We start from the raw sequence: 20,290 nt of genomic DNA, 5'->3' as shown, positions 1-20,290 counted from the left end.
TGCCGGCCACCATCGATGCCGATGCGGTGGTCACCCAGATGTGCCGGCGCGCCTCCTCACCCGGTTTCGGGTCGTGGTGGCGGCGAGTGGAATCGGTCGGTTACTGCGCCCACCCGATCCAGCTGCTCGGTGCCGACACCGCCGGGCGTCAGCACACGGTGTGGACGCGCTGCAACAACCGCCGCGCGTCGGTGTGCCCGTCATGCTCAGACCTCTACGCCCGTGACACCTGGCAACTCGTGCACGCCGGAGCCGCCGGCGGCCACCACGACATACCCGTCGAGGTCGCCAACCGTCCGCAAGTGTTCACCACCTTGACCGCCCCCAGCTACGGGGCCGTGCATAACGCCACCGGAACCCCGTGTCACGCCATACCCAACAGGTCGGCGGGCCGCTGCCGGCACGGAAACTGCCTGCGCTGCACCATAATCCACAGTGTCGATGACCCTGTGGTGGGCCAACCATTGTGCGCGGACTGCTACGACTATCTGGGACATGTCTTGTTCACCTGGCATCTGCCCGAACTGTGGCGGCGGTTCACCATCGCACTACGGCGCGCCGTGGCGACGCACCTGAAAACAGTTGGCGTCAAGCCCGGCTCGGTGCGGGTCAGCTTTGTCAAAGTCGTTGAATTGCAAGCCCGCGCCATACCCCACATCCATGCCCTGATCCGCCTCGACCCGCCACCCGCCACCAACGACACCACGAAATCAGGTGACCACGATCGTCACGGCCCCGCCGCCCCGCGGGGTGGTGGGGTGTCTCGTCCGGTAGCCGAGCAGCATCCCGGCTGGTCGTCACCGATCACCGCCGCCGAGCTGGCCGCCTTGATCCAACACGCCGCCAGTCGCGTCAGTATCGACGTGCCCGCCGGCGACGACGATTACCCCAACCCGGGCGGGGTGCGCACGGTGCGGTTCGGCACCCAAATTGATACCCAACCATTGACACCCGAACCAATAACCGCAAGCGATTCCGAAGTCGACGACACCGCGCGCATGACGACATCGCGGTTGTCGCCGCGCAGGGTTGCGGCATATCTGGCGAAATACGTCACCAAATCCCTGCACGACTTCGGCATCACCGCGCGCCGGCTGTCCGCAGAAGCGATCGGCGAACTCGACGTTACTGAACATGTGCGGGCCATCCTGTCCACCATCGCCGGACTCGCCGAACACCCAGCCTCCGCAGGCCCGTCGTTGGCGGGGATCGGGCGCTGGCTGCACACCCTGGGCTACCGCGGCCACATCACCACCAAATCGCGGCGCTATTCGACCACCATGGGTGCCCTGCGCGCCGCCCGCGCCACCTGGACCCGTAACCAGATAGCCAAACATTCAGGGCGACAGGACGATACGCAATCCGCCCATTTCGCTGACGACGTGACGGCGAGCACAGGCAGGCAGCAGCAACCGATCGACACCGATGAGATGCTGTGGGAGTTCGACCGCGCCGGACACACCAGCGCCGGTGACCGCGTCCTGGTCATCTCCGCAGCCCTGCGCCACATCAGCGCCCGCATCACCGGTATCACCGAATCCCGGACTGTCTCCACCCGCATCCCGCCGCCACCACGCGGGGCAGGGTGATGGCCACGACGCCCGCGGGCGGCGCCGCCAACAACCACGATGCCGGCGCGGTCCCGCTGCACGAGCGCCCGGAGTTCATAGCCTGGCTGACCGCCTCATGTGAACGCCAGAACTTGGCGGTCACCGTCACCGACCCCACCACCCTGGCCGCCATCGCAACCCTCCTGCGCTAAGCACGCAATGGCACCGTACCGTCACCGGCCAACCGGATAGACGACGAAAGCCGTTTCAAAACAACCCTTCCCGGCGATAAGAGCATTCCTGACGTCTGGGCTGGCGGGCTGTCCAGGCTCGAAGCTGGCTTCGAGCGCGCGCGGCTTTGGCCTTGACCGCCCACCAACCCAGAGACACACTCGGCACTCGCCAGGGATCATCCACGACGCCGAAAACCTAGATACGCCAACAGGGTTGCACGCGGTTAATGTCCAGACTGCGCGAACCCGGGGTGCCCGGTGCGATCACCGCGTGATCCAAGATCGATTTAACGATGCTCCGCTGACGTTCCACGTCGAGGTCGGGCCACCCTTGGCGCAATGCCCCGCCGGTGCCCGCCAACTCATAAACCTCACTGGTATCGGTGGCCTCAGCGATGTCACGCCTGGCCTGCTGGATGCGGCTGGTGATCGGGTCGCGGGCCGCGATCCACTCCCGCGCGCTGATCGCGCCGTCGGCATACAACCCGGCCAGCTCATCGAGGCGCGTTTGATCGGCCTCCACGGCCGCCGCCAACGCCGCCACATCATGATTAGGGCTGGCTTTGCCGGCCAACACCTTCGCCAGATCCCGAGAATCCAGGCGGGTCAACACCGCATCAGTCAACAACGCCTCAACCGGTTCGGCGACCACCGTCAGCCGACCACAGCCGCCATGATCGGGTCCTTTCAGACAAACATAGCGGCGCACCCGATGATCGGGATTACTGTGCCGGGCTTGCGAATACAGCCGATTACCGCAACGCCCACACCGCAGCATCCCCGACAACACATACGTGCGCGCCGCCCGCGTCTTGGTCACCGACCGCGCCGCGATACGCGCCAAGATCCGGTCCCGCTCCGCCGGGGTGATGATCGCCGGCCATTTCGCGGGGCCGATCACCTCACCACGATGCTCCCGCAGCCCGGCGATACGGCCCGAGCACAGGATCTGGCGCACCGCCGAGGTCTGCCACGACTTGGCCACCGCCGGGGAAACGCCGGAGTCGTTGAGCCACACCGTCAACGACAACAACGACTGGCCCGCCAAGTAGCGGTCCACCATCTCACGCACCACCGCCGCCTCCGACGTCCGCAGCGTGATCTTGTCGTCCTCGTAGCCGAACGGACGCACCGAGCCGTGCGGTAGTCCCTGTTCGGCGTTCTGCAACATCTTGCGGCGAATACGTGCGGACTTGCGCCCGGACTCCTTGGCGGCGAACGCGGCGAAAATCCGGGCCATGAACAACCCGTCATCGTTACCCAGGTCAATATCGGCGGTCACGGTAGCCACGTCTCGCACACCCACCGACTCACACAAAGCGACAAACTCTTCCAACTCCACCGGTCGGCGATGCAACCGGTCCAAGTTGTAGACGATCACCGCATCCCGCGCCCCTGATGCCAGATCGGCCAGCATCCGCGCATACTGCCGACGCGGCTTGCCCGAGAACGCCGACACATCGTTATCCACATACTCATCGCCAACCGGCCAACCGCGGTCAGCAGACAGCTTGCGGCAATCCTCCAACTGCCGCGCCACCCCCAACCCGGTGCCCTCCACATCAGCCGAGATACGCGCGTAAATCGCCGCCGACCGCACCCCAGCCCGCTGACCAGCGGATTTCATCTTCGCCATGGGGGTATATTAGCAGCATCTAACCTTGGCGGCATGAGTGGGGCCAGCCCCCGCACACTGGGTGCGCCCACAGCGGCATCCCAGCCGGTCCGCCCCGGCGGCCAGTGCCCCGACGCAACCTCGTCCTCGGCGCACCGCGAGAGCCGATAGGCGAACAACTCCGCGAACGCCGCCGACTCCGCCGACGGCCACAAACCCGAAACCCAGCCGAACATACGTGCGGGTATGCCACCGGGGTACGACGACACTCACCCCCGGCACCGCCGCCGGCGTCGTACGGTATTGGTGCGCTGCAAACCGCCAGCACGAAAAATCAGAGGGGACGAGTATGTCGCGCCATCGCGTCGTGATCATCGGGAGCGGATTCGGCGGGTTGACGGCGGCCAAGTCGCTCAAGCGCGCCGACGTGGAGATCACCATGGTCTCCAAGACGACCACCCACCTGTTCCAGCCGCTGCTGTATCAGGTGGCGACGGGCATCCTGTCGGAGGGCGACATCGCGCCGACCACCAGGCTGGTCCTGCGCAAGCAGAGGAACATCCGGGTGTTGTGGGGCGAAGTCAGCGCGATCGACCTCACGGCCAAGACGGTCAGGTCGCACCTGATGGGCATCGAAACGGTGACGCCCTACGACAGCCTGATCGTGGCCGCCGGCGCCCAGCAGTCCTACTTCGGCCACGACGAGTACGCCGCCTTCGCGCCCGGCATGAAGAGCATCGACGACGCGCTCGAACTGCGGGGCCGCATCCTCGGCGCGTTCGAGGCGGCCGAGGTCGCCACCGATCCGGCCGAGCGGCATCGGCGCCTGACGTTCGTGGTGGTCGGGGCCGGACCGACCGGTGTCGAACTGGCCGGCGAGATCGTCCAGCTCGCCGAACGGACCCTGGCCGGGGCGTTTCGCACCATCAAGCCCAGCGACTGCCGGGTCATCCTGCTCGACGCCGCCCCCGCGGTGCTGCCGCCGATGGGCCAGAAGCTGGGCCTCATCGCGCAGCGCCGGCTGGAGAAGATGGACGTCGAGGTCCAGCTCGACGCGATGGTGACCGCGGTCGACTACATGGGCATCACGATCAAGGAGAAGAACGGCGGCGAACGGCGGATCGAATGCGCCTGCAAGGTGTGGGCGGCCGGCGTGCAGGCCAGTCCGCTGGGCAAGATGATCGCCGACCAGTCCGACGGCACCGAAACCGACCGCGCCGGAAGGGTTATCGTCGAACCCGACCTCACCGTCAAGGGCCACCCGCACGTGTTCGTCGTGGGCGACCTGATGTCGGTGCCCGGCGTTCCCGGCATGGCCCAGGGTGCGATCCAGGGGGCGCAGTACGCGGCCACGATCATCAAGCATGCGGTCAAGGGCACCGACGACCCGGCCCACCGAAAACCGTTCGGCTACCGCGACAAGGGCAGCATGGCCCTCGTCTCGCGCTACAGCGCCGTCGCGAAAGTCGGCAAGCTGGAGTTCGGCGGCTTCATCGCCTGGCTGGCGTGGCTGCTGCTGCACCTGTATTACCTTGTCGGATACCGGAACCGGGTCGCCGCCCTGTTGGCCTGGGGGATATCGTTCCTGGGCCGCACCCGGGGCCAGATGGCCATCACCAGCCAGATGATCTACGCGCGGCCGCTGGTGAACTGGGCGCAGCAGCAGGCCGAGACGCTGGCGGCGGCCGAAAGCGCCGACGCCGCCGAACGGCAGGCCGGCTGACGCCTCAGAACCGCTTGCAGGGCAACCCCGTTGCCCGCCAGCCCGCGTCGGCGTTTCCCTCGAAGCCGTTCAGCACGTTGTAGGCCGGGGCGATGCCCGCCTCGGTGGCGACCGTGGCGGCGGCGACGGAGCGGCCGCCGGAACGGCACAGGAACACCACGGGACGCTCGCGCGCGGCCGACGGTATCCGCTCCCGCAACTCGGCGACGAAGTTGTCGTTGAGCCGTCCGTCGGACGAATGCCATTCGAGGTAGATCACCTCGCGGCCCAGGCTGCACAGGTCGGGCACCCCGACGACGCGCCATTCGGCGTCGGTGCGCACGTCGACCAGCACCGCATCCGGGTTGTCGCTTAGCATCTGCCACGCCTGCTGCGGCGTGATGTCCCCCGCGTAGCTCATCGTCCCGAGTCTGGCATATGCGCCCGGCCGGCGACCTCTCGGGCGCGCTCGCGGGCGGCCGCGACGTCCGGTGCCGTGGCCAGCGCCACCCACGACCCGCCCCGCGGTCCCGGCCCGAACAGGCGTGCGTCGCTCTCGGGCACGCCGAGCGCGCGCGCCAGCGCGCCCGCACCGGGCAGCCCGGCGCCCGGGCTCACCGCCCGCGCGGCACCCGGCGACGTCATCATCGTGTCCACCGGCAGGCCCAGGATCGCGCGCGCCTGCAGTTCGAACGCCGAGAGCCGCTGACTGCGCAGGGTCACCCAGGCGCTCTCCCGCGGGCACGTGGTGACGTCGGCGAAGTACACCTCGTCGCCGTGGATCATCAGTTCGACGCCGAACACCCCGCGGCCCCCCAACGCCTTGACGATCCGCGCGGCGATCGAGCGGGCGGCGTCCAGCGCGGCCGGGCTCATCTGCTGCGGCTGCCAGCACTCCAGCACGTCGGCCTCGGCGCGGCTGTGCCCGATCGGCGAGCAGAACTCGATCTGCAGGCCGCGCGGCCCCTGGCTGCTCACCGCGAGCAGGGTGACGAAAGAGTCGACGTCGACCAGCGTTTCGGCCAGCACGCGGTACTGTCCCTCCCCCGCCGGCTTGTCCACTGGCTTTCCTACAATGCCCTGCCATACGGTCTCGAGGTCGTGGCGCTTGGTGACGACGGACTGTCCGCGCCCGGGCGCTCCGGCCACCGGCTTCACCAGCAACGGCAACCCGGCGTGGGCGGCCACCGCCTCGAGTTCGCCGACCGACCCGACGAACCAGAACGGCGCGGTGGGCAGGCCCAGTTCGTCGGCGGCGAGCCGGCGCAGCCGCTCGGGGTCACCGGCGAGGCGCACGGCGCGGGCGCCCGGCACCAGCTCGGTGCCCTGCAGGGACTCGAGGGCCAGGCCGGCGACGGACCCGGTCGCGGTCGCCACGAAGTCCGGCCGCAACCGTCCGACGGCCTCCGACAGCGCGTCGGCGTCGTCCAGCGCGACGGCCAGCGACCGGTCGGCGAACGCGTGCGCGGGCCCGTCGGCGTCCGCGTCGACGACGCTCACCTCCGCGCCGAGGCGCCGCAACGCGAGCGTCAGCTCCTGGACGAGCTCACCGGAACCCAGCAGCAGCACGTGGGCCCTGTCGGGTTCGGCGGTTCCGCGCGCCTGCGCGCCGGGATCCGTCCCGCCGACCGGGGGGGTCAGCTCGATCGCGGTGGTCCGGCCGTCCGGGTCGTCGGGTTCTTGCTGTCCTTCGTCAGTCACGCCGTCGGTCACCGCTCAAGGATAGGTGCGCGGCGGGCGGGCGCGGCGGACCCGACTCAGGGCTGGCCGGGCAGCAACCTCACCATCAGGCCGTTCGCCTCCGCCAGCACCGCGTCCTGGCCGTCGACCAGTTCCGCGGACACGAAAGCCTTGCGGCCCTCGGTGCCGGTGACGCGGCCGCGCACGGCCAGCTGGACGTCGATCGGGGTGACCTTGCGGTAGTCGACGTGCAGGAAGGCGGTGCGGCTGATCGGCCGGCCCGCGGCGTGCGAGACCATGCCGAACAGGTTGTCGAACAGCAGCGGCAGCACGCCGCCGTGCACCGCGTGGTTGCCCCCGACGTGAAACCTGCTGAAATAGCCGGTCATTTCGACGCCCTCGGGGCCGTAACGCGCCAGCGTCCACGGCGGCAGCAGCAGGCTTCCCATGCCCGGCAGGTCCGGTGTGCGCCCCGCCGGTGCCTTGCCTTCGGCGGCCTCGAACGGAGCCAGCAGCTCCACCAGCGCCGCGACGCGGCCGGCCGCCTCGTCCCAGACCTCGTCGCCGGGATCCGCGGACACGGCGAGGTCCTGCAGCCGGCGCATGTCCGCCACGAAGCGGCCGAACCCGGGGCCGGGGCTGGCCGGGCCGTACTCCGGAAAGCCGCCGTGGTGCTCGTATTCGGGATCGAGGGCTTTGGGATCCGGTGCGGTGTCCGTCACGCGCGGGCCGCCAGGACGTCGCGGCGCACAATCGTCTGCTCCCGGCCCGGGCCGACACCGATGCATGAAACCTGCGCCCCGGCAAGCTCTTCCAGCCTCAAGACGTAGTCACGCGCCTTGGCGGGCAAGTCGTCGAACTCGCGCGCCCCCGAGATGTCCTCCCACCAGCCGGGCAGCTCCTCGTAGATCGGTTCGGCGCGGGCCAGATCGCGCTGCGTCATCGGCATGTCGTGGGTGCGCTTGCCGTCGAGCCGGTAGCCGACGCACACCGGCACCGTGTCCAGGCTGGACAGCACGTCGAGCTTGGTCAGGAAGTAGTCCGTGATGCCGTTGACGCGGGTGGCGTAACGGGCGATGACGGCGTCGAACCAGCCGCAGCGGCGGCGCCGCCCCGTGGTGACCCCGAACTCGCCGCCGGTCTTGGTCAGGTATTCGCCGTTCTCGTCGAACAACTCGGTGGGGAACGGGCCCGAACCCACGCGGGTGGTGTAGGCCTTCAGGATCCCGAGCACGGTGCCGATCCGGGTCGGTCCGATGCCCGAACCGACGGCCGCGCCGCCGGCGGTCGGATTCGACGACGTCACATAGGGATAGGTGCCGTGGTCGACGTCGAGCAGGGTGCCCTGCGAGCCCTCCAGCAGCACGGTCTCCCCGGCCTCCAGCGCGTTGTTGAGCAGCAACCGGGTGTCGGCGATGCGGTGCCGGAAGCCCTCGGCCTGCTCGAGCAGGGCGTCGACCACCTGATGCGGGTCCAGCGCCTTGCGGTTGTAGATCTTGACCAGGATCTGGTTCTTGAGCTCCAGCGCGGCCTCGACCTTGTGGGTCAGCATCTCCGGGTCGAGCACGTCGGCGACCCGGATGCCCATGCGGGCGATCTTGTCCTGGTAGCACGGTCCGATGCCGCGGCCGGTGGTGCCGATCTTCTTGCTGCCCATGTAGCGCTCGGTCACCTTGTCGATGGCGACGTGGTAGGGCAACAGCAGGTGCGCGTCGGCCGAGATCAGCAGCCCGGAGGTGTCGACGCCGCGGTCCTGCAGGCCGGCCAGCTCGTCGAGCAGGACGCCGGGATCCACGACCACGCCGTTGCCGATGACGTTGGTGACGCCGGGCGTCAGCACCCCCGACGGGATCAGGTGCAGGGCGAAATTCTCCCCGCTGGGCAACACGACCGTGTGACCGGCGTTGTTGCCGCCCTGGTAGCGCACCACCCACTGCACCCGTCCACCGAGCAGGTCAGTGGCCTTCCCTTTGCCCTCGTCGCCCCACTGGGCGCCGATGAGGACGATTGCCGGCATGACATGCTCCCACCTGGTCTCGCCTGCTGATTGTGGCACTGCCGGGAAAGGCAGTCTACCTGCAAGCGCCGCAACGGTTTTCGTTTCGGCGCCGCTGTCCGTGCAGTTGCCGCGCCGCAGCGCCTCCGGTTTGCCGCCCGGCAACCCTTCGCGATGCTTACTGCACTCACGGTGGTGATCCTAAAGCGTCGGCGCTTTTGCGAGGGGAACCGGCTGCGGCGCGGTTACCGTCAACCGGCCTCGCGCGAACCGAGGTGGACCGTTGCGAACCCGGTGCTCAGCGAGATGTAGCGGGCGTCGGCGAAACCCGCGCGCAGCATCACCTCGCGGATTTCCTCCCGCGACATCCAGGTGCGGATCGAGTCGGAGGTGTAGTGATGGGCGTCGCGATGCCAGGCGAAGACCCAGCCCACCGCCGGCATCACGCCGAAGTAGAGCGCGTCGTGCAGGGCTTTCAGACTCTTCGAGGTCGGCGTGCTGAAATCGAGCACCAGCAACCGGCCGCCCGGCCGCAGCACGCGCCGGAACTCGCGCAGCGCCCGGTCGCGGTCGGCGACGTTGCGCAGCCCGAAGCCGATGGTGACCACGTCGAAAGACGCATCCGGGAACCGCAGGTCCATGGCGTCGCCCTCCCGGAAGTCGACGGCCCCGCGCCGCCGGCCCCGGGCGACGTCGAGCATCGCCGCGCAGGAGTCGACGCCCACGACCTGGCCTTCCGGCCCCACGGCCGCCGCCTCGGCGAACGCCAGATCACCCGTCCCGGTCGCGACGTCCAGCACGCGTTCGCCGGGCCGGACGGCGCAGAGCTTCATGGCCTGCCGCTTCCACAGGCGGTGCAGCCCGAGCGTCCACGCGTCGGTCATCACGTCGTAGCGCCTGGCCAGCGCCGAGAACAACTCCTCGACGTAAGTGCTCTTGGCTTCGTCCGACTCGTTCCATCGCCGTTTGACCATCGCGAGCCTCCGCACACCTACCAGAAACGATGCGGGAATGTACCACGCCGGCTGGTAGCTTCCGGTCGTGCGGCCGGGAAAGTCATGGCGGAGCCGGTGAGCGGGAACAGCGAGACCCCCACGTCGGCGGTGCTGGCTTTCGGCGACCGCCGGCTCCCGGCGCCGCTGCGCGGCCTGGCCGTGCTCCGGCCCGGAAGCCGGGCCGACTCGAACGCTCTGGACGCCGCCGTCGGGCCCTACCGCCGGCTGGTGGTACTGGGCGACGACGCCGACCTGGCCGCGGTGCTGACGCGGCTGCTGCGCGCGGACCGGCTCGACGTCGAGGTGGCCTACGTGCCGCGCCGCCGCACCGCGGCGACCCGCGCCTACCGGCTGCCCGCCGGGCGCCGGGCCGCGCGGCGCGCCCGGCGCGGAGCGGCCCACCGGGTGCCGCTGATCCGCGACGACACCGGGTGCGCGATCGCGGGCCGGGCCCGCTGGCTGCCGGCCGACGACGGGCACCCGCTGCACGGGGAGGCGGTCGTCGACGACACCACGCTGTTCGACGGCGATGTCGCCGCGGTGCGCATCGAGCCGACGCGGACGCTGCCCGGCTTGCGCGCCCGGGTACAAGGCCGCAGGTGGGTGCCCGGCCGCGCGGCCCAGCTGGGCTGCACCGGCGTCACCGTGGTGCGCGACGGCGTCGCGGCGCCGCGCGCGGCGCGCCGCTCGACGTTGTACCGCCACATCGAGGGTTGGCTCGCCGTCCGATAGTTTCGACCGGTGAGCTTTCCCGCGCGGCAGCACGAGTCGGTGCGCCCCAGCCCCATCTTCCTGGCCCTGCTGGCGACCACGGCGGCCGGCGGCGTGCTGGCCTGGCTGGCCGGGTCCAGCGTCCGGCCGCTGTCCTACGCCGGGGTGTTCGTCTTCGTCGTCGCGGGGTGGCTGGTGTCGTTGTGCCTGCACGAGTTCGGGCACGCGCTGACCGCCTGGCGGTTCGGTGACCACGACGCCGCCGTGCGCGGCTATCTGACCCTGGATCCGCGGCGCTACAGCCATCCCGCCCTCTCGCTGCTCCTGCCGATGGTGTTCGTCGCGCTGGGCGGGATCGGCCTGCCCGGCGCCGCGGTGTATCTGCAGACGTGGTTCATGACGCCCGCCCGGCGCACCCTGGTCAGCCTGGCGGGCCCGGCGGCCAACCTGCTGCTCGCGGTGCTGCTGCTGACCCTGACCCGGTTCTTCTTCGACCCGGCCCACGCGGTGCTGTGGGCCGGGGTGGCGTTCCTCGGGTTCCTGCAGGTCACCGGGATGGTGCTGAACCTGCTGCCGATCCCGGGCCTGGACGGCTACGACGCCCTGGAGCCGCACCTGAGCCCGGAGACGCAGCGCGCGGTGGCGCCGGCCAAGCAGTGGGGCGTCTTCGTCCTGCTGTTCCTGATCCTGGCGCCGGCACTGAATCGCTGGCTCTTCGGCATCGTGTACGTGCTGTTCGACTTCTCCGGGGTGCCGCACGTGCTGGTGGGGTGGGGCAACTCGCTGACCCGGTTCTGGAGCGCCTGGTTCTGACGCCCCCGGCTAAAGCCCGAGCGCCTGGCGGGCCGCGGGATCGCAGTCGTCGAGCAGGTCCACGCAGCGGGCGTACTCGTCGGTCTCGCCGATGGCGTCGGCGGCGCGCGCCAGCGCCGCCACGCACCGCAGGAAGCCGCGATTGGGCTCGTGGGAGTACGGGACCGGGCCGAAACCCTTCCAGCCGTTGCGGCGCAGCGCGTCGAGGCCCCGGTGGTAGCCGGTGCGGGCGTAGGCGTACGCCGTGACGGCCTTGTCCTCGGCCAGCGCCTCCTCGGCGAGCGTCGCCCAGGCCACCGACGCCGTCGGATGGGCGGCGGCGACGATGCTCGGGTTCTCCTCGGCGAGCAGTTCGGCTTCGGCTTCAATGTCCCCCGGCAGCAGGATCGGATCAGGCCCCAGGAGATCACCCATCGACGTCATGGACCCCATTGTGCCGTTTCCCGCCTGCGCGTCACGGCGCGCCTCGGCCGCGACCCCAACCGGGTGGCGGGTCGCTAAGCTCCCAACTATCCACTCGTAGGAGGACAGCAGCGCTCATGGTCAAACCGCCCGAGCCCGACCGCGAGCACCCGGTGGAACCCGGCGACGAAGCAACCGAGAGCTACCCGGTGGTGCCCGACGATCCCGAGACCGAGACCGTCGTGATGAACAAGTCCGAGCGGGGCGAGGCCCCCGAGGCCGATCCCGACAACCAGCAGCGCGAACGCCGCTACACCGCGCCCGGATTCGACGCCAAAGAGACCACCGTCATGCCCACCACCCCCGAACCCGCCACGGAGGTCTTCGCCTCGCCGCCCGGGAACCCGGTGGGGCAAGCGGGACAGCCACCGAAAGCCGCTGTGCCACAATGGATTCCACCGCGACTCGGGGCAAAGCTGCGGACGTCGCCGAACGTCAACTGGGGTTGGGTGCTGGCGCTGGTGGTGCTGGTGCTGGCACTGGCGGCGATCGCGATCCTGGGCACCGTGCTGCTGACCCGCGGCAAACACTCCAAGGTCTCGCAGGAGGACCGGGTCCGGCACACCATCCAGACTTTCGACGCCGCGGTGCAAAGGGGCGATCTGACGACGCTGCGGACGCTCACGTGCGGGAGCACGCGCGACGGCTACGTCGACTTCGACGAGCACGAGTGGGCGGAGACCTACCGCCGCGTCTCGGCCGCCCGGCAATATCCCGTCATCGCCAGCATCGACCAGGTCGTCGTCAACGGCCCGCACGCCGAGGCCAACGTCACCACGTTCATGGCCTACGACCCCCAGCTCCGCTCGACGCGCAGCCTGGACCTGCAGTACCGCGACGACCAGTGGAAGGTCTGCCAGTCCGCCGGCGGCTAGCCCGGTGACCCGGCACTTCCCCGACTTCACGGCCCCCGCGGGACGGCGCCGGTATGTTGAGAAATCGTGAGCACAGCGGTGACGGCCCTGCCCGACATCCTCGACCCGATGTACTGGCTGGGCGCCGGGGGCGTTTTCGGCTCGGCCGTACTGCCCGGGATCCTGGTCATCGTCTTCATCGAGACCGGTCTGCTGTTCCCGCTGCTGCCCGGCGAGTCGCTGCTGTTCACCGGCGGGCTGCTGTGCGCGCACCCCCACCCGCCGACGGACATCTGGGTGCTGGCGCCGTGCGTCGCCCTCGTCGCCGTGCTCGGCGACCAGACCGGGTACTTCATCGGGCGCCGCATCGGTCCGGCGCTGTTCAAGAAGGAAGACTCCCGGTTCTTCAAGAGGCACTACGTGACCGAGTCGCACGCGTTCTTCGAGAAGTACGGCCCGTGGGCGGTCATCCTGGCCCGGTTCGCGCCGTTCGTGCGGACGTTCGTCCCGGTGATCGCCGGGGTGTCCTACATGCGCTACCCGGTGTACCTGGCGTTCGACATCGTCGGCGGCATCGCCTGGGGTGGTGGGGTGACGCTGGCGGGCTACTTCCTGGGCAGCGCGCCGTTCGTGCACCAGAACCTCGAGAAGATCATCCTGGGCATCCTGGTCGTCTCGCTGCTGCCGGCGTTCATCGCCGCCTGGCGCGGGTACCGGGGACGGCAGCGCGGCGCGCCCGAGGAGCGCAAGCAGATCACGATCCCCGACCGGTGACGCTGCAGGCGGCCTCCATCAGCAGCCATCCCGACAGCTGCACCGACAGGTCCCGTTCGGCGACCCCCGACCCGCTCACGGCGCCGTCGACGAACCGCGCCTGCGCCCCGGCCCCCGGCCCCGCGGTGGGGATCTCGGCGTCGCGGTCCCAGGACGGGCCGAACAGCGGCAGCCCCTCCACCGTCTGCCGGTAGTCCCACGCCGACTTCGCGCTGGCCAGCACGATCGTGCGGGCGGTGTCGCGGGCCGCGGCGTCGGCGGCCCCCTCGCCCGGCAGCGCGGTGGCCACCAGCGCGAGGTAGCGGGCGGTGATGCCGGCGAACAGGCCGCCGTCCCCGCCGCCGGAGCCCCGCAGCACCCCCGACGGCGCCATCTGCTCCCCGACCGCGGCGACCAGGCGATGCACCCGCGGCGCGTGCCGGTCGTCGTGGGTGCGCGCGGCGAGTTCGGTTTCCAGCCCGAGCACCACGCCCTGGCAGTAGGTGTACTGCGCGCGGACCAGCGAGCCGCCCTTGATGCCGTCGAACACCAGGTGGGTCTCGGGGTCGATCAGGGTTTCCTCGATCCAGTCGGCCATCTGCTGGGCCCGCCGCAGCCGGTCCGAGTAGCGGGCGAGGAAGATCGCGGCCGGGCCGTTGGCCGGGGCGTTGAAGAACTGGTCCTGCTTGCGCCACGGGATGCCGCCGCCGTCCTCGGGCACCCAGGCCTTGACGAACTGGTCGGCGAGCTTGGGCAGCGCGCGCCGGCGCTGCACGCCGGCGATCCGGGCGGCGCGTTCCAGGGCCAGCGCCAGCCACGCCATGTCGTCGTAGTAGCTGTTGGTCCACGAGAAGTTGTTGCGCAGCCGGTGACTTCGGACCTGCCGGTTGATCCTGGTGCGCCGGTGCGGCTGCGGGTCGCGCAGCTGCGCGTCGAGGAGGCATTCCAGCAGATGCGCCTGCCACCAGTAGTGCCAGCTGCCGAACAGCCGGTCGCGCCGCGTCGGCGGCCACGCCACCACCCCCAGCTGGGTGCCCGGCAGCGCCCACAGCCGCTTCAGGTGTCGTTGCACCACAGCGGCTTCGCAGCTGGCCGCCCGGTTGGCCCATAGCTGATCCATAACCGTCGATCCTGCCTCATCGCCCGGGCGTGACCTACTGTTCTCCAGGTGAGCTACCGGCAAACCGTCTCGGGGACCAGCTACACCTTCGACGGGCTGGTCGACGTGCTGGCCAAGGCGACGCCCCCGCGTTCCGGCGACCAGCTCGCCGGGTGCGCCGCCGGCTCCGACGCCGAACGCGCCGCGGCCGCGTGGGTGCTCGCCGACATCCCGCTGGCGTCGTTTTTGTCCGACGTGGTCGTGCCGTACGAAACCGACGAAGTGACCCGGCTCATCATCGACGGCCACGACCGCGAGGCCTTCGCCCCGGTCGCCCACCTGACCGTCGGCGGTTTCCGGGATTGGCTGCTGGACAACGCCTCCCGCACCGATGCGGCGGTGCGGCTTGCGGCCCTCGCCCCCGGGCTCACCCCGGAAATGGTTGCCGCGGTGTCGAAGATCATGCGCAACCAGGACCTGATCCTGGTGGCCGCCGCCGCGACCGCGACCGCGGCCTTCCGGACCACCATCGGACTGCCGGGCAGGCTGGCCACCCGGCTGCAACCCAACCACCCCACCGACGACCCCCGCGGGATCGCCGCCGCGCTGCTCGACGGCCTGCTGCTGGGCTGCGGTGACGCGGTGATCGGCGTCAACCCCGCGACCGACTCGCCGGCCGCCGCGTCGGACCTGCTGCACCTGCTCGACGACATCCGCCGGCGGTTCGCCATTCCCATGCAGTCGTGCGTGCTGTGCCACGTGACGACCACCATGGAACTCATCGACCGCGGCGCGCCGGTCGACCTCGTCTTCCAGTCGATCGCGGGCACCGAGGGGGCCAACTCGGCGTTCGGGACCTCCCTCGCGATGCTGACCGAGGCCGACGAGGCGGCCCGCTCGCTGCACCGCGGCACGGTCGGCGACAACGTCATGTACCTGGAGACGGGGCAGGGTTCGGCCCTGTCGGCCGGGGCCCATTTCGGGGTCGGCGGCAAGCCGGTCGACCAGCAGACGCTGGAGGCGCGGTCCTACGCGGTGGCCCGGGCGCTGCGGCCGCTGCTGGTCGACAGCGTGGTCGGGTTCATCGGGCCGGAGTACCTCTACGACGGCAAGCAGATCATCCGCGCCGGCCTCGAGGACAACTTCTGCGGGAAGTTGCTCGGCCTGCCGATGGGCGTCGACGTCTGCTACACCAACCACGCCGAGGCCGACCAGGACGACATGGACACGCTGCTGACCCTGCTGGGCGTGGCGGGCACCGCGTTCGTCATCGCCGTTCCCGGCGCCGACGACATCATGCTCGGCTACCAGAGCCTGTCGTTCCACGACGCGCTGTACGTGCGGCAGGCGCTGGGGTTGCGCCCCGCGCCCGAGTTCGAGGCCTGGCTGGCCGGCCTGGGCATGGCCGACGCGCAGGGCCGGATCCTGCCCGTCGACCTCGCGGCGTCGCCGCTGCGGGAACTGGCGGCGGGCTGATGGACGCTCCCGACGTGTGGGCGCCGCTGCGGGCCACCACGCAGGCGCGCATCGGGCTCGGGCGGGCGGGCAACTCGCTGCCCACCCGGCGCGTGCTAGAGTTCCGGGCCGCGCACGCCGCGGCGCGCGACGCCGTGCACGACCCGCTCGACGTCGACGAGCTCGTCGCGCGGCTCCGGGGTGTCGGCGTCGCCGAGCCGCTGCGGGTGGGCAGCAGGGCGGCCTCGCGCGGGGAGTACCTGCGCCGGCCCGACCTGGGCCGCAGCCCGGCCGACCTGACGGGTCTGCCGAAGACCGGGGCGGACATCGGTTTCGTGCTCGCCGACGGGCTCTCCCCGCGCGCCCTGACCGACCACGCCGCGGGCACCCTCGCGGCGCTGCTGCGCGAATTCGGCGATCGCTACCGCATCGCCCCGCCGGTCGTCGCGACCCAGGCGCGCGTCGCGCTCGGGGACCACATCGGCCAGGCACTCGGCGTCGCAACGGTTCTCGTGCTCATCGGCGAGCGTCCGGGGCTCTCGGTCGCCGACAGCCTGGGCATCTACCTGACGCAGCATCCGGCGCCCGGGCGCACCGACGCGGACCGCAACTGCATCTCCAACATCCACCCGCCCGACGGCCTCGACTATGCGACGGCCGCGGCGATCACCGCCGCGCTCGTCGCCGGGGCCCGCGAACTCGGCCGCTCGGGCGTCGCGCTCAAAGACACAACGCGAGCAGCAACTGGCGCAGCCCGGTCAGTGAGTGCGCCGGCAGAAACAGGTCGCAGTACGGCAGCGCCGCCGCCATCGAACCGGTCAGCGGCTCGAAACCAGCTTGGGCCGCACGCGGATTGACCCAGGCCACCACGGCGGCGCGGCGGCGCAGCCGGGCCATGGCGCGCGCCAGCACGTCGGGGGGATCGCCGTCCCAGCCGTCGGAGGCGACGATCACCACCGCCCCGCGCAGCGCGTTGCCGTGCCCCGGAAGGCCGGGCGCCAGCAGGGTGGCCAGGCTGCGGCCGACGGAGGTGCCGCCGTAGCGGTCGGTGACCGTCGCTTCGGCGCGCTGCAGCGCCACCTCGGCCGAGCGGTGCGACAGCACCGCGGTGAGCCGGGTCAGCGACGTCGAGAACGCGAACACCTCCGGGCGGATCCCGGCCCGGCGCACGCCACGCCCCTTCGTCAGGGCCCGCATCAGGTGCAGATACATCGCCGCGTAGGGCCGCATGGAGCGGCTCACGTCGCAGACCAGGACGACCCGGCGGGGCCTGCGCCGCGGCCGGGTGCGCGCCAGGGTGAGCGCCTCGAAGCCGGTCTTGCGGGACGCGTTCATCGTGGCGCGCAAATCGATGCGCTTGCCGGCGGCGCTGGGCTCGAACCTCATGCTGCGCCGCCGCGGCCAGCGCACGACGGTCTCCTCGATCCAGTCCCCCAGCAACCGCAGGTCGCGCGCGTCGAAGCGGTCGAACGGTTCGTCGGCGCGTGCGGCGATGCGGCTGGGCAGCACGTCGGGGACCGCGACCCGCGCGGCGCCCGGGTCGTCATCGTCGCGCCCGGCGGCGGCCCGCGTCGCCCAGGGTAGGCCCGCGGCCACACCGGACTGGGTTTCGGCGCCCCGTACCGGGCCGGATGCGCGCTTCGCGAGTTGTTGCGCGGCAACCCAACTCGTGGATCGCCCGGTTTCGCCGGCGCCGAACACCGCCGCGAACACCGCGTCGAAGGCGCCCAGGTCGTCGGCCCGGTTGACCAGCGTGAGCCGGGCCGCCCAATACAGCGCAGACCCGGTGCGGGTCCCCAGCAGCCGCAGCGCCTGCACGAAACTCGCCGGCCCGTCGGCCGACACGTGCACCCCGGCACCGCGCAGCCGCGCCACCAGGGCGGCCGCGAAGGCCGCCAGGTCGACGCCCCGCAACAGCGCCGGACCACCCATGGGGGACGTCAACGCCTCCGGCGCATGACCCAGATCAGCACCAGCACGGCCAGCATCCCCAGGGCCAGCGCACCGTACTTCTTGAGCTGGTCGCCGCCGGCCAGCTCGAGCAGGTCGATGGGTTCGGGCTCGGGAGCGGGCCCGGCGTGGCGGGGCCCCGGGACCGGCGCGGCCGAACCGTTGCTCGGCGGCATCGCCGGCGCGTTCTCGGCGGCCAGCTTGGCCTCCAGCGACTCCACGAACTGGCCCAGCAACTTCTCCGACACCTGTTGCAGCATCCCACTGCCGAACTGCGCCAGCTTGCCGACGATCTTCAGGTCGGTGTCCACGGTGACGCTGGTGCGGTCGCCCTCCTCGTGCAGCTGCGCGGTCACCGTGGCGGCCGCGTTGCCGGTGCCGCGCATCTCCTTGCCCTTGGCGTCGATGACCGCGCGGTACTGGCCGCGGTCCTGCTCCACGAAGTGCACCTTGCCGTTGAATTCGCTGGTGACGGGGCCGACCTTGATCTTGACCTTGCCGGAGTAGTCCTCGCCCTCGTGGCCGGTCAGCGCGGCCCCCGGCATCAGCGGGATCACCTGCTCCAGGTCGCACAGCACGTCCCACGCCTTGTCGATGGGCGCACTGACGGTGAACTGGTTGGCGATCTTCATGCTGCGGGTCCTCTCAGGTAAGGCTGCACTCGGTGAAGGTTACGTACGCGTCGCGGATCAGCGTACGGTCGTCCGGCGTCTTGGCCAGCGCCCCCAGGGTCATCAGCGCGGCCGGGTCGACCAGGTCCGCGACTTTCAGCGAGACCAGCGCGGCCACCCAGTCGATGGTCTCGGCCACGCCGGGCGGCTTGTCCAGGTCGAGTTCCCTTGCCGCGCCGACGAACTGGGCGGCGCGGTCGATCAGTGCGGCGGTGGCCCCGGGTACCGTGCGCCGGACGACGGCGGCGGCGCGGGCCGGTTCCGGGTAGTCGATCCAGTGGTAGAGGCAGCGGCGGCGCAGCGCGTCGTGCAGATCGCGGCTGCGGTTGGAGGTGAGCACCGCGATCGGCGGGCGCTCGGCGACGAAGGTGCCCAGCTCGGGGACCGTCACCGCAGACTCGCCGAGGAACTCCAGCAGCAGCGCCTCGAATTCGTCGTCGGCGCGGTCGATCTCGTCGATCAGCAGTACGGGCGGGCGCGGGCCCCGGTGCCGCACGCAGCGCAGGATGGGCCGGTCCACCAGGTAGGTCTCGGTGTAGAGATCCTGTTCGCCGATCGCCGTGCCGCTCGCCTCGGCCAGCCGGATGGACAGCAGCTGCCGCCGGTAGTTCCAGTCGTAGAGGGCCTCGTTCGCCGTCAGGCCCTCGTAGCACTGCAGCCGGACCAGGGGGGTCTCCAGCACCGCGGCAAGGGTTTTCGCGGCGGTGGTCTTGCCGACACCGGGCTCGCCCTCGAGCAGCAGCGGCCGGCCCAGCGTGACCGCCAGATAGATCGCCGACGCGGTCCCGGTGTCGAGCAGGTAGTCCCGCGCGTCGAACCGGTCGATGACGTCGGCCGGACTCTCGAAGATCGCGCTCATGCGCCGGCGCGGCCCGCGGCGAACGCCGCGCGGCATCCCGGGCCGCAGAACCAGTAGTCCACCCCGGCCACCTGCAGGTGCTCGGCGGCGGGCCCGGCCGGCACCGTCATGCCGCAGACCGGGTCGATCGCCTCCGGCACCGTGCGCACCGCCGCGGGCAGCAGGCCCGGGCCGCCGGCGCCGCGGACGGCGGCGACGAGCTCGGCCGCGATGGAGACCGCGATCTCCGCGGGCGTCTTGGCGCCGATCGGCAGACCCACCGGGGTGTGCACGCGGGCCCGCTCGTCCTCGCAGAGGTCGAGCGAGTTCAGGATCGAGGCGCCGCGCACCCGGCTGGCCACCAGCCCGATGTACCCGATGCCGTGATCCAGTGCGGCGCGGATGATCTCGGCCTCGGGACCGCCGTGGCTGGCGATCACGACGGCGGTCGGCAAGGCCGTGACGTCGGCCGGGTCGGCGTCGGCGTCGGCGCGCGCGTCGTACCCCAGCACCGTGCACACCCGCACCAGCGCGTCGGCGATCGGCGTGGCGCCGTGGACCCGGATCAACGGGGGCGGCAGCTGCGGCGTCAGGAAGATCTCCAGCGAACCGCCGGACAGGCACGGGTTGACCACGACGCAGGCGCCGGGCGCCTCGGGGAAGTGCACGTCGCCGTCGGGCAGCACCCGCAGCAGCACGCTTTCGTTCGTCTGCAGCGCGCCCAGCGCCGCCTTGCGGACCGAGTTCTGCGCGCACTGGCCCCCGACGAAGCCCTCGATCGTGCCGTCCGCGAGCAGGATCGCCTCGTCGCCCGGGTAGACCGAGGTGGGCGGCTGGGCCCGCACCACCGTCGCGTGCACGAACGGTGTCCGTGCCGCCAGCAGCTGCTGGGCTCGTTCGCTGATGATCATGG

At 70.9% G+C, this 20,290-nt stretch carries 19 protein-coding genes and 2 pseudogenes; 9 read left to right on the top strand and 12 right to left on the bottom strand.

Features of this window, described 5'->3' with window-relative positions:
- Window positions 1-38 precede the first annotated feature (38 nt).
- The gene (locus ACJ512_RS03060) at window positions 39-1,589 is read left to right on the top strand and encodes a replication initiator (protein WP_369742072.1); all 1,551 of its coding nucleotides are present in this window, start codon (window positions 39-41) and stop codon (window positions 1,587-1,589) included.
- Entirely contained in the window at window positions 1,589-1,762 is a 174-nt protein-coding gene (locus ACJ512_RS03055) for a hypothetical protein (protein ID WP_369741957.1), read from the top strand. The genes ACJ512_RS03060 and ACJ512_RS03055 overlap by 1 nt, the downstream gene beginning before the upstream one ends.
- A gap of 217 nt (window positions 1,763-1,979) precedes the next feature.
- Here the strand turns inward: ACJ512_RS03055 and ACJ512_RS03050 are convergent, their stop codons facing one another.
- Window positions 1,980-3,419 carry a recombinase family protein gene (locus ACJ512_RS03050; protein ID WP_369741958.1) on the bottom strand — a complete coding sequence of 480 codons (1,440 nt, stop codon included), beginning with the start codon at window positions 3,417-3,419 and terminating at the stop codon, window positions 1,980-1,982.
- 328 nt (window positions 3,420-3,747) lie between these two features.
- Between ACJ512_RS03050 and ACJ512_RS03045 the strand changes: the two genes are divergently transcribed.
- A complete protein-coding gene (locus ACJ512_RS03045; RefSeq protein ID WP_407688693.1) occupies window positions 3,748-5,121 on the top strand; it encodes an NAD(P)/FAD-dependent oxidoreductase in 1,374 nt (457 codons plus the stop codon).
- Between the two features lie 4 nt (window positions 5,122-5,125).
- Here the strand turns inward: ACJ512_RS03045 and ACJ512_RS03040 are convergent, their stop codons facing one another.
- The 5 genes from ACJ512_RS03040 to ACJ512_RS03020 all read right to left on the bottom strand — a co-directional run bounded on the left by ACJ512_RS03040 (window position 5,126) and on the right by ACJ512_RS03020 (window position 9,750).
- Window positions 5,126-5,521 (bottom strand): rhodanese-like domain-containing protein, encoded by a 396-nt coding sequence (locus tag ACJ512_RS03040; protein WP_407688692.1) that lies wholly within the window; start codon window positions 5,519-5,521, stop codon window positions 5,126-5,128.
- A complete protein-coding gene (gene purT, locus ACJ512_RS03035) occupies window positions 5,518-6,813 on the bottom strand; it encodes a formate-dependent phosphoribosylglycinamide formyltransferase (RefSeq protein ID WP_407688691.1) in 1,296 nt (431 codons plus the stop codon). The genes ACJ512_RS03040 and purT overlap by 4 nt, the downstream gene beginning before the upstream one ends.
- 44 nt (window positions 6,814-6,857) lie before the next feature.
- On the bottom strand, window positions 6,858-7,502 hold the full coding sequence (locus ACJ512_RS03030; protein WP_407688690.1) for a PaaI family thioesterase: 645 nt from the start codon (window positions 7,500-7,502) through the stop codon (window positions 6,858-6,860).
- Window positions 7,499-8,797 (bottom strand): adenylosuccinate synthase, encoded by a 1,299-nt coding sequence (locus ACJ512_RS03025; protein WP_369740925.1) that lies wholly within the window; start codon window positions 8,795-8,797, stop codon window positions 7,499-7,501. The genes ACJ512_RS03030 and ACJ512_RS03025 overlap by 4 nt, the downstream gene beginning before the upstream one ends.
- A 230-nt stretch (window positions 8,798-9,027) precedes the next feature.
- The gene (locus ACJ512_RS03020; protein WP_407688689.1) at window positions 9,028-9,750 is read right to left on the bottom strand and encodes a class I SAM-dependent methyltransferase; all 723 of its coding nucleotides are present in this window, start codon (window positions 9,748-9,750) and stop codon (window positions 9,028-9,030) included.
- Between the two features lie 96 nt (window positions 9,751-9,846).
- Between ACJ512_RS03020 and ACJ512_RS03015 the strand changes: the two genes are divergently transcribed.
- Window positions 9,847-10,503 (top strand): peptidase M50, encoded by a 657-nt coding sequence (locus ACJ512_RS03015; protein ID WP_461479964.1) that lies wholly within the window; start codon window positions 9,847-9,849, stop codon window positions 10,501-10,503.
- A 9-nt stretch (window positions 10,504-10,512) separates the two neighbouring features.
- Window positions 10,513-11,295, top strand: a complete 783-nt coding sequence (locus ACJ512_RS03010; protein ID WP_407686881.1) for a site-2 protease family protein — start codon at window positions 10,513-10,515, stop codon at window positions 11,293-11,295.
- 9 nt (window positions 11,296-11,304) lie between these two features.
- On the opposite strand, the gene ACJ512_RS03005 is transcribed toward ACJ512_RS03010, so the two are convergent.
- Entirely contained in the window at window positions 11,305-11,718 is a 414-nt protein-coding gene (locus ACJ512_RS03005) for a DUF3151 domain-containing protein (RefSeq protein WP_407686882.1), read from the bottom strand.
- Between the two features lie 116 nt (window positions 11,719-11,834).
- Here ACJ512_RS03005 and ACJ512_RS03000 point away from each other — a divergent pair, with 116 nt between their 5' ends.
- Both ACJ512_RS03000 and ACJ512_RS02995 read left to right on the top strand, forming a co-directional pair.
- Entirely contained in the window at window positions 11,835-12,632 is a 798-nt protein-coding gene (locus ACJ512_RS03000; RefSeq protein ID WP_407686883.1) for an Rv0361 family membrane protein, read from the top strand.
- Window positions 12,633-12,698: 66 nt separating this feature from the next.
- On the top strand, window positions 12,699-13,385 hold the full coding sequence (locus ACJ512_RS02995; protein WP_407686884.1) for a DedA family protein: 687 nt from the start codon (window positions 12,699-12,701) through the stop codon (window positions 13,383-13,385).
- Here ACJ512_RS02995 and ACJ512_RS02990 read toward each other — a convergent pair.
- Window positions 13,366-14,484, bottom strand: coding sequence for a glycoside hydrolase family 76 protein (locus ACJ512_RS02990; protein WP_407686885.1), 1,119 nt, complete (start codon window positions 14,482-14,484; stop codon window positions 13,366-13,368). The two genes, ACJ512_RS02995 and ACJ512_RS02990, sit on opposite strands and share 20 nt — an antisense overlap.
- 48 nt (window positions 14,485-14,532) lie before the next feature.
- Here ACJ512_RS02990 and ACJ512_RS02985 point away from each other — a divergent pair, with 48 nt between their 5' ends.
- Window positions 14,533-15,939 (top strand): ethanolamine ammonia-lyase subunit EutB, encoded by a 1,407-nt coding sequence (locus ACJ512_RS02985; RefSeq protein ID WP_407686886.1) that lies wholly within the window; start codon window positions 14,533-14,535, stop codon window positions 15,937-15,939.
- Window positions 15,939-16,655 (top strand): annotated as a pseudogene (eutC, locus tag ACJ512_RS02980) (ethanolamine ammonia-lyase subunit EutC); the annotation flags it as partial. The gene ACJ512_RS02985 and the pseudogene eutC, both read left to right, overlap by 1 nt.
- Here eutC and ACJ512_RS02975 read toward each other — a convergent pair.
- The 4 genes and pseudogenes from ACJ512_RS02975 to ACJ512_RS02960 form a co-directional block, all read right to left on the bottom strand.
- Window positions 16,639-17,850 (bottom strand): vWA domain-containing protein, encoded by a 1,212-nt coding sequence (locus tag ACJ512_RS02975; RefSeq protein ID WP_407686920.1) that lies wholly within the window; start codon window positions 17,848-17,850, stop codon window positions 16,639-16,641. The pseudogene eutC and the gene ACJ512_RS02975 overlap by 17 nt on opposite strands.
- An 8-nt stretch (window positions 17,851-17,858) precedes the next feature.
- Entirely contained in the window at window positions 17,859-18,500 is a 642-nt protein-coding gene (locus ACJ512_RS02970) for an SRPBCC family protein (protein WP_407686887.1), read from the bottom strand.
- Window positions 18,501-18,513: 13 nt separating this feature from the next.
- Window positions 18,514-19,398 (bottom strand): AAA family ATPase, encoded by an 885-nt coding sequence (locus ACJ512_RS02965; protein WP_407686888.1) that lies wholly within the window; start codon window positions 19,396-19,398, stop codon window positions 18,514-18,516.
- 164 nt (window positions 19,399-19,562) lie between these two features.
- Window positions 19,563-20,288: pseudogene (locus tag ACJ512_RS02960) on the bottom strand (XdhC family protein); the annotation flags it as partial.
- Window positions 20,289-20,290 lie beyond the last annotated feature (2 nt).

Origin of the sequence: Mycobacterium cajalii (assembly GCF_045809005.2) — a bacterium.
In the GTDB taxonomy this organism is placed as follows: domain Bacteria; phylum Actinomycetota; class Actinomycetes; order Mycobacteriales; family Mycobacteriaceae; genus Mycobacterium.
The sequence above is the reverse complement of the archived record's forward strand: the minus strand, read 5'-3'. Positions and strand labels throughout refer to the sequence as shown.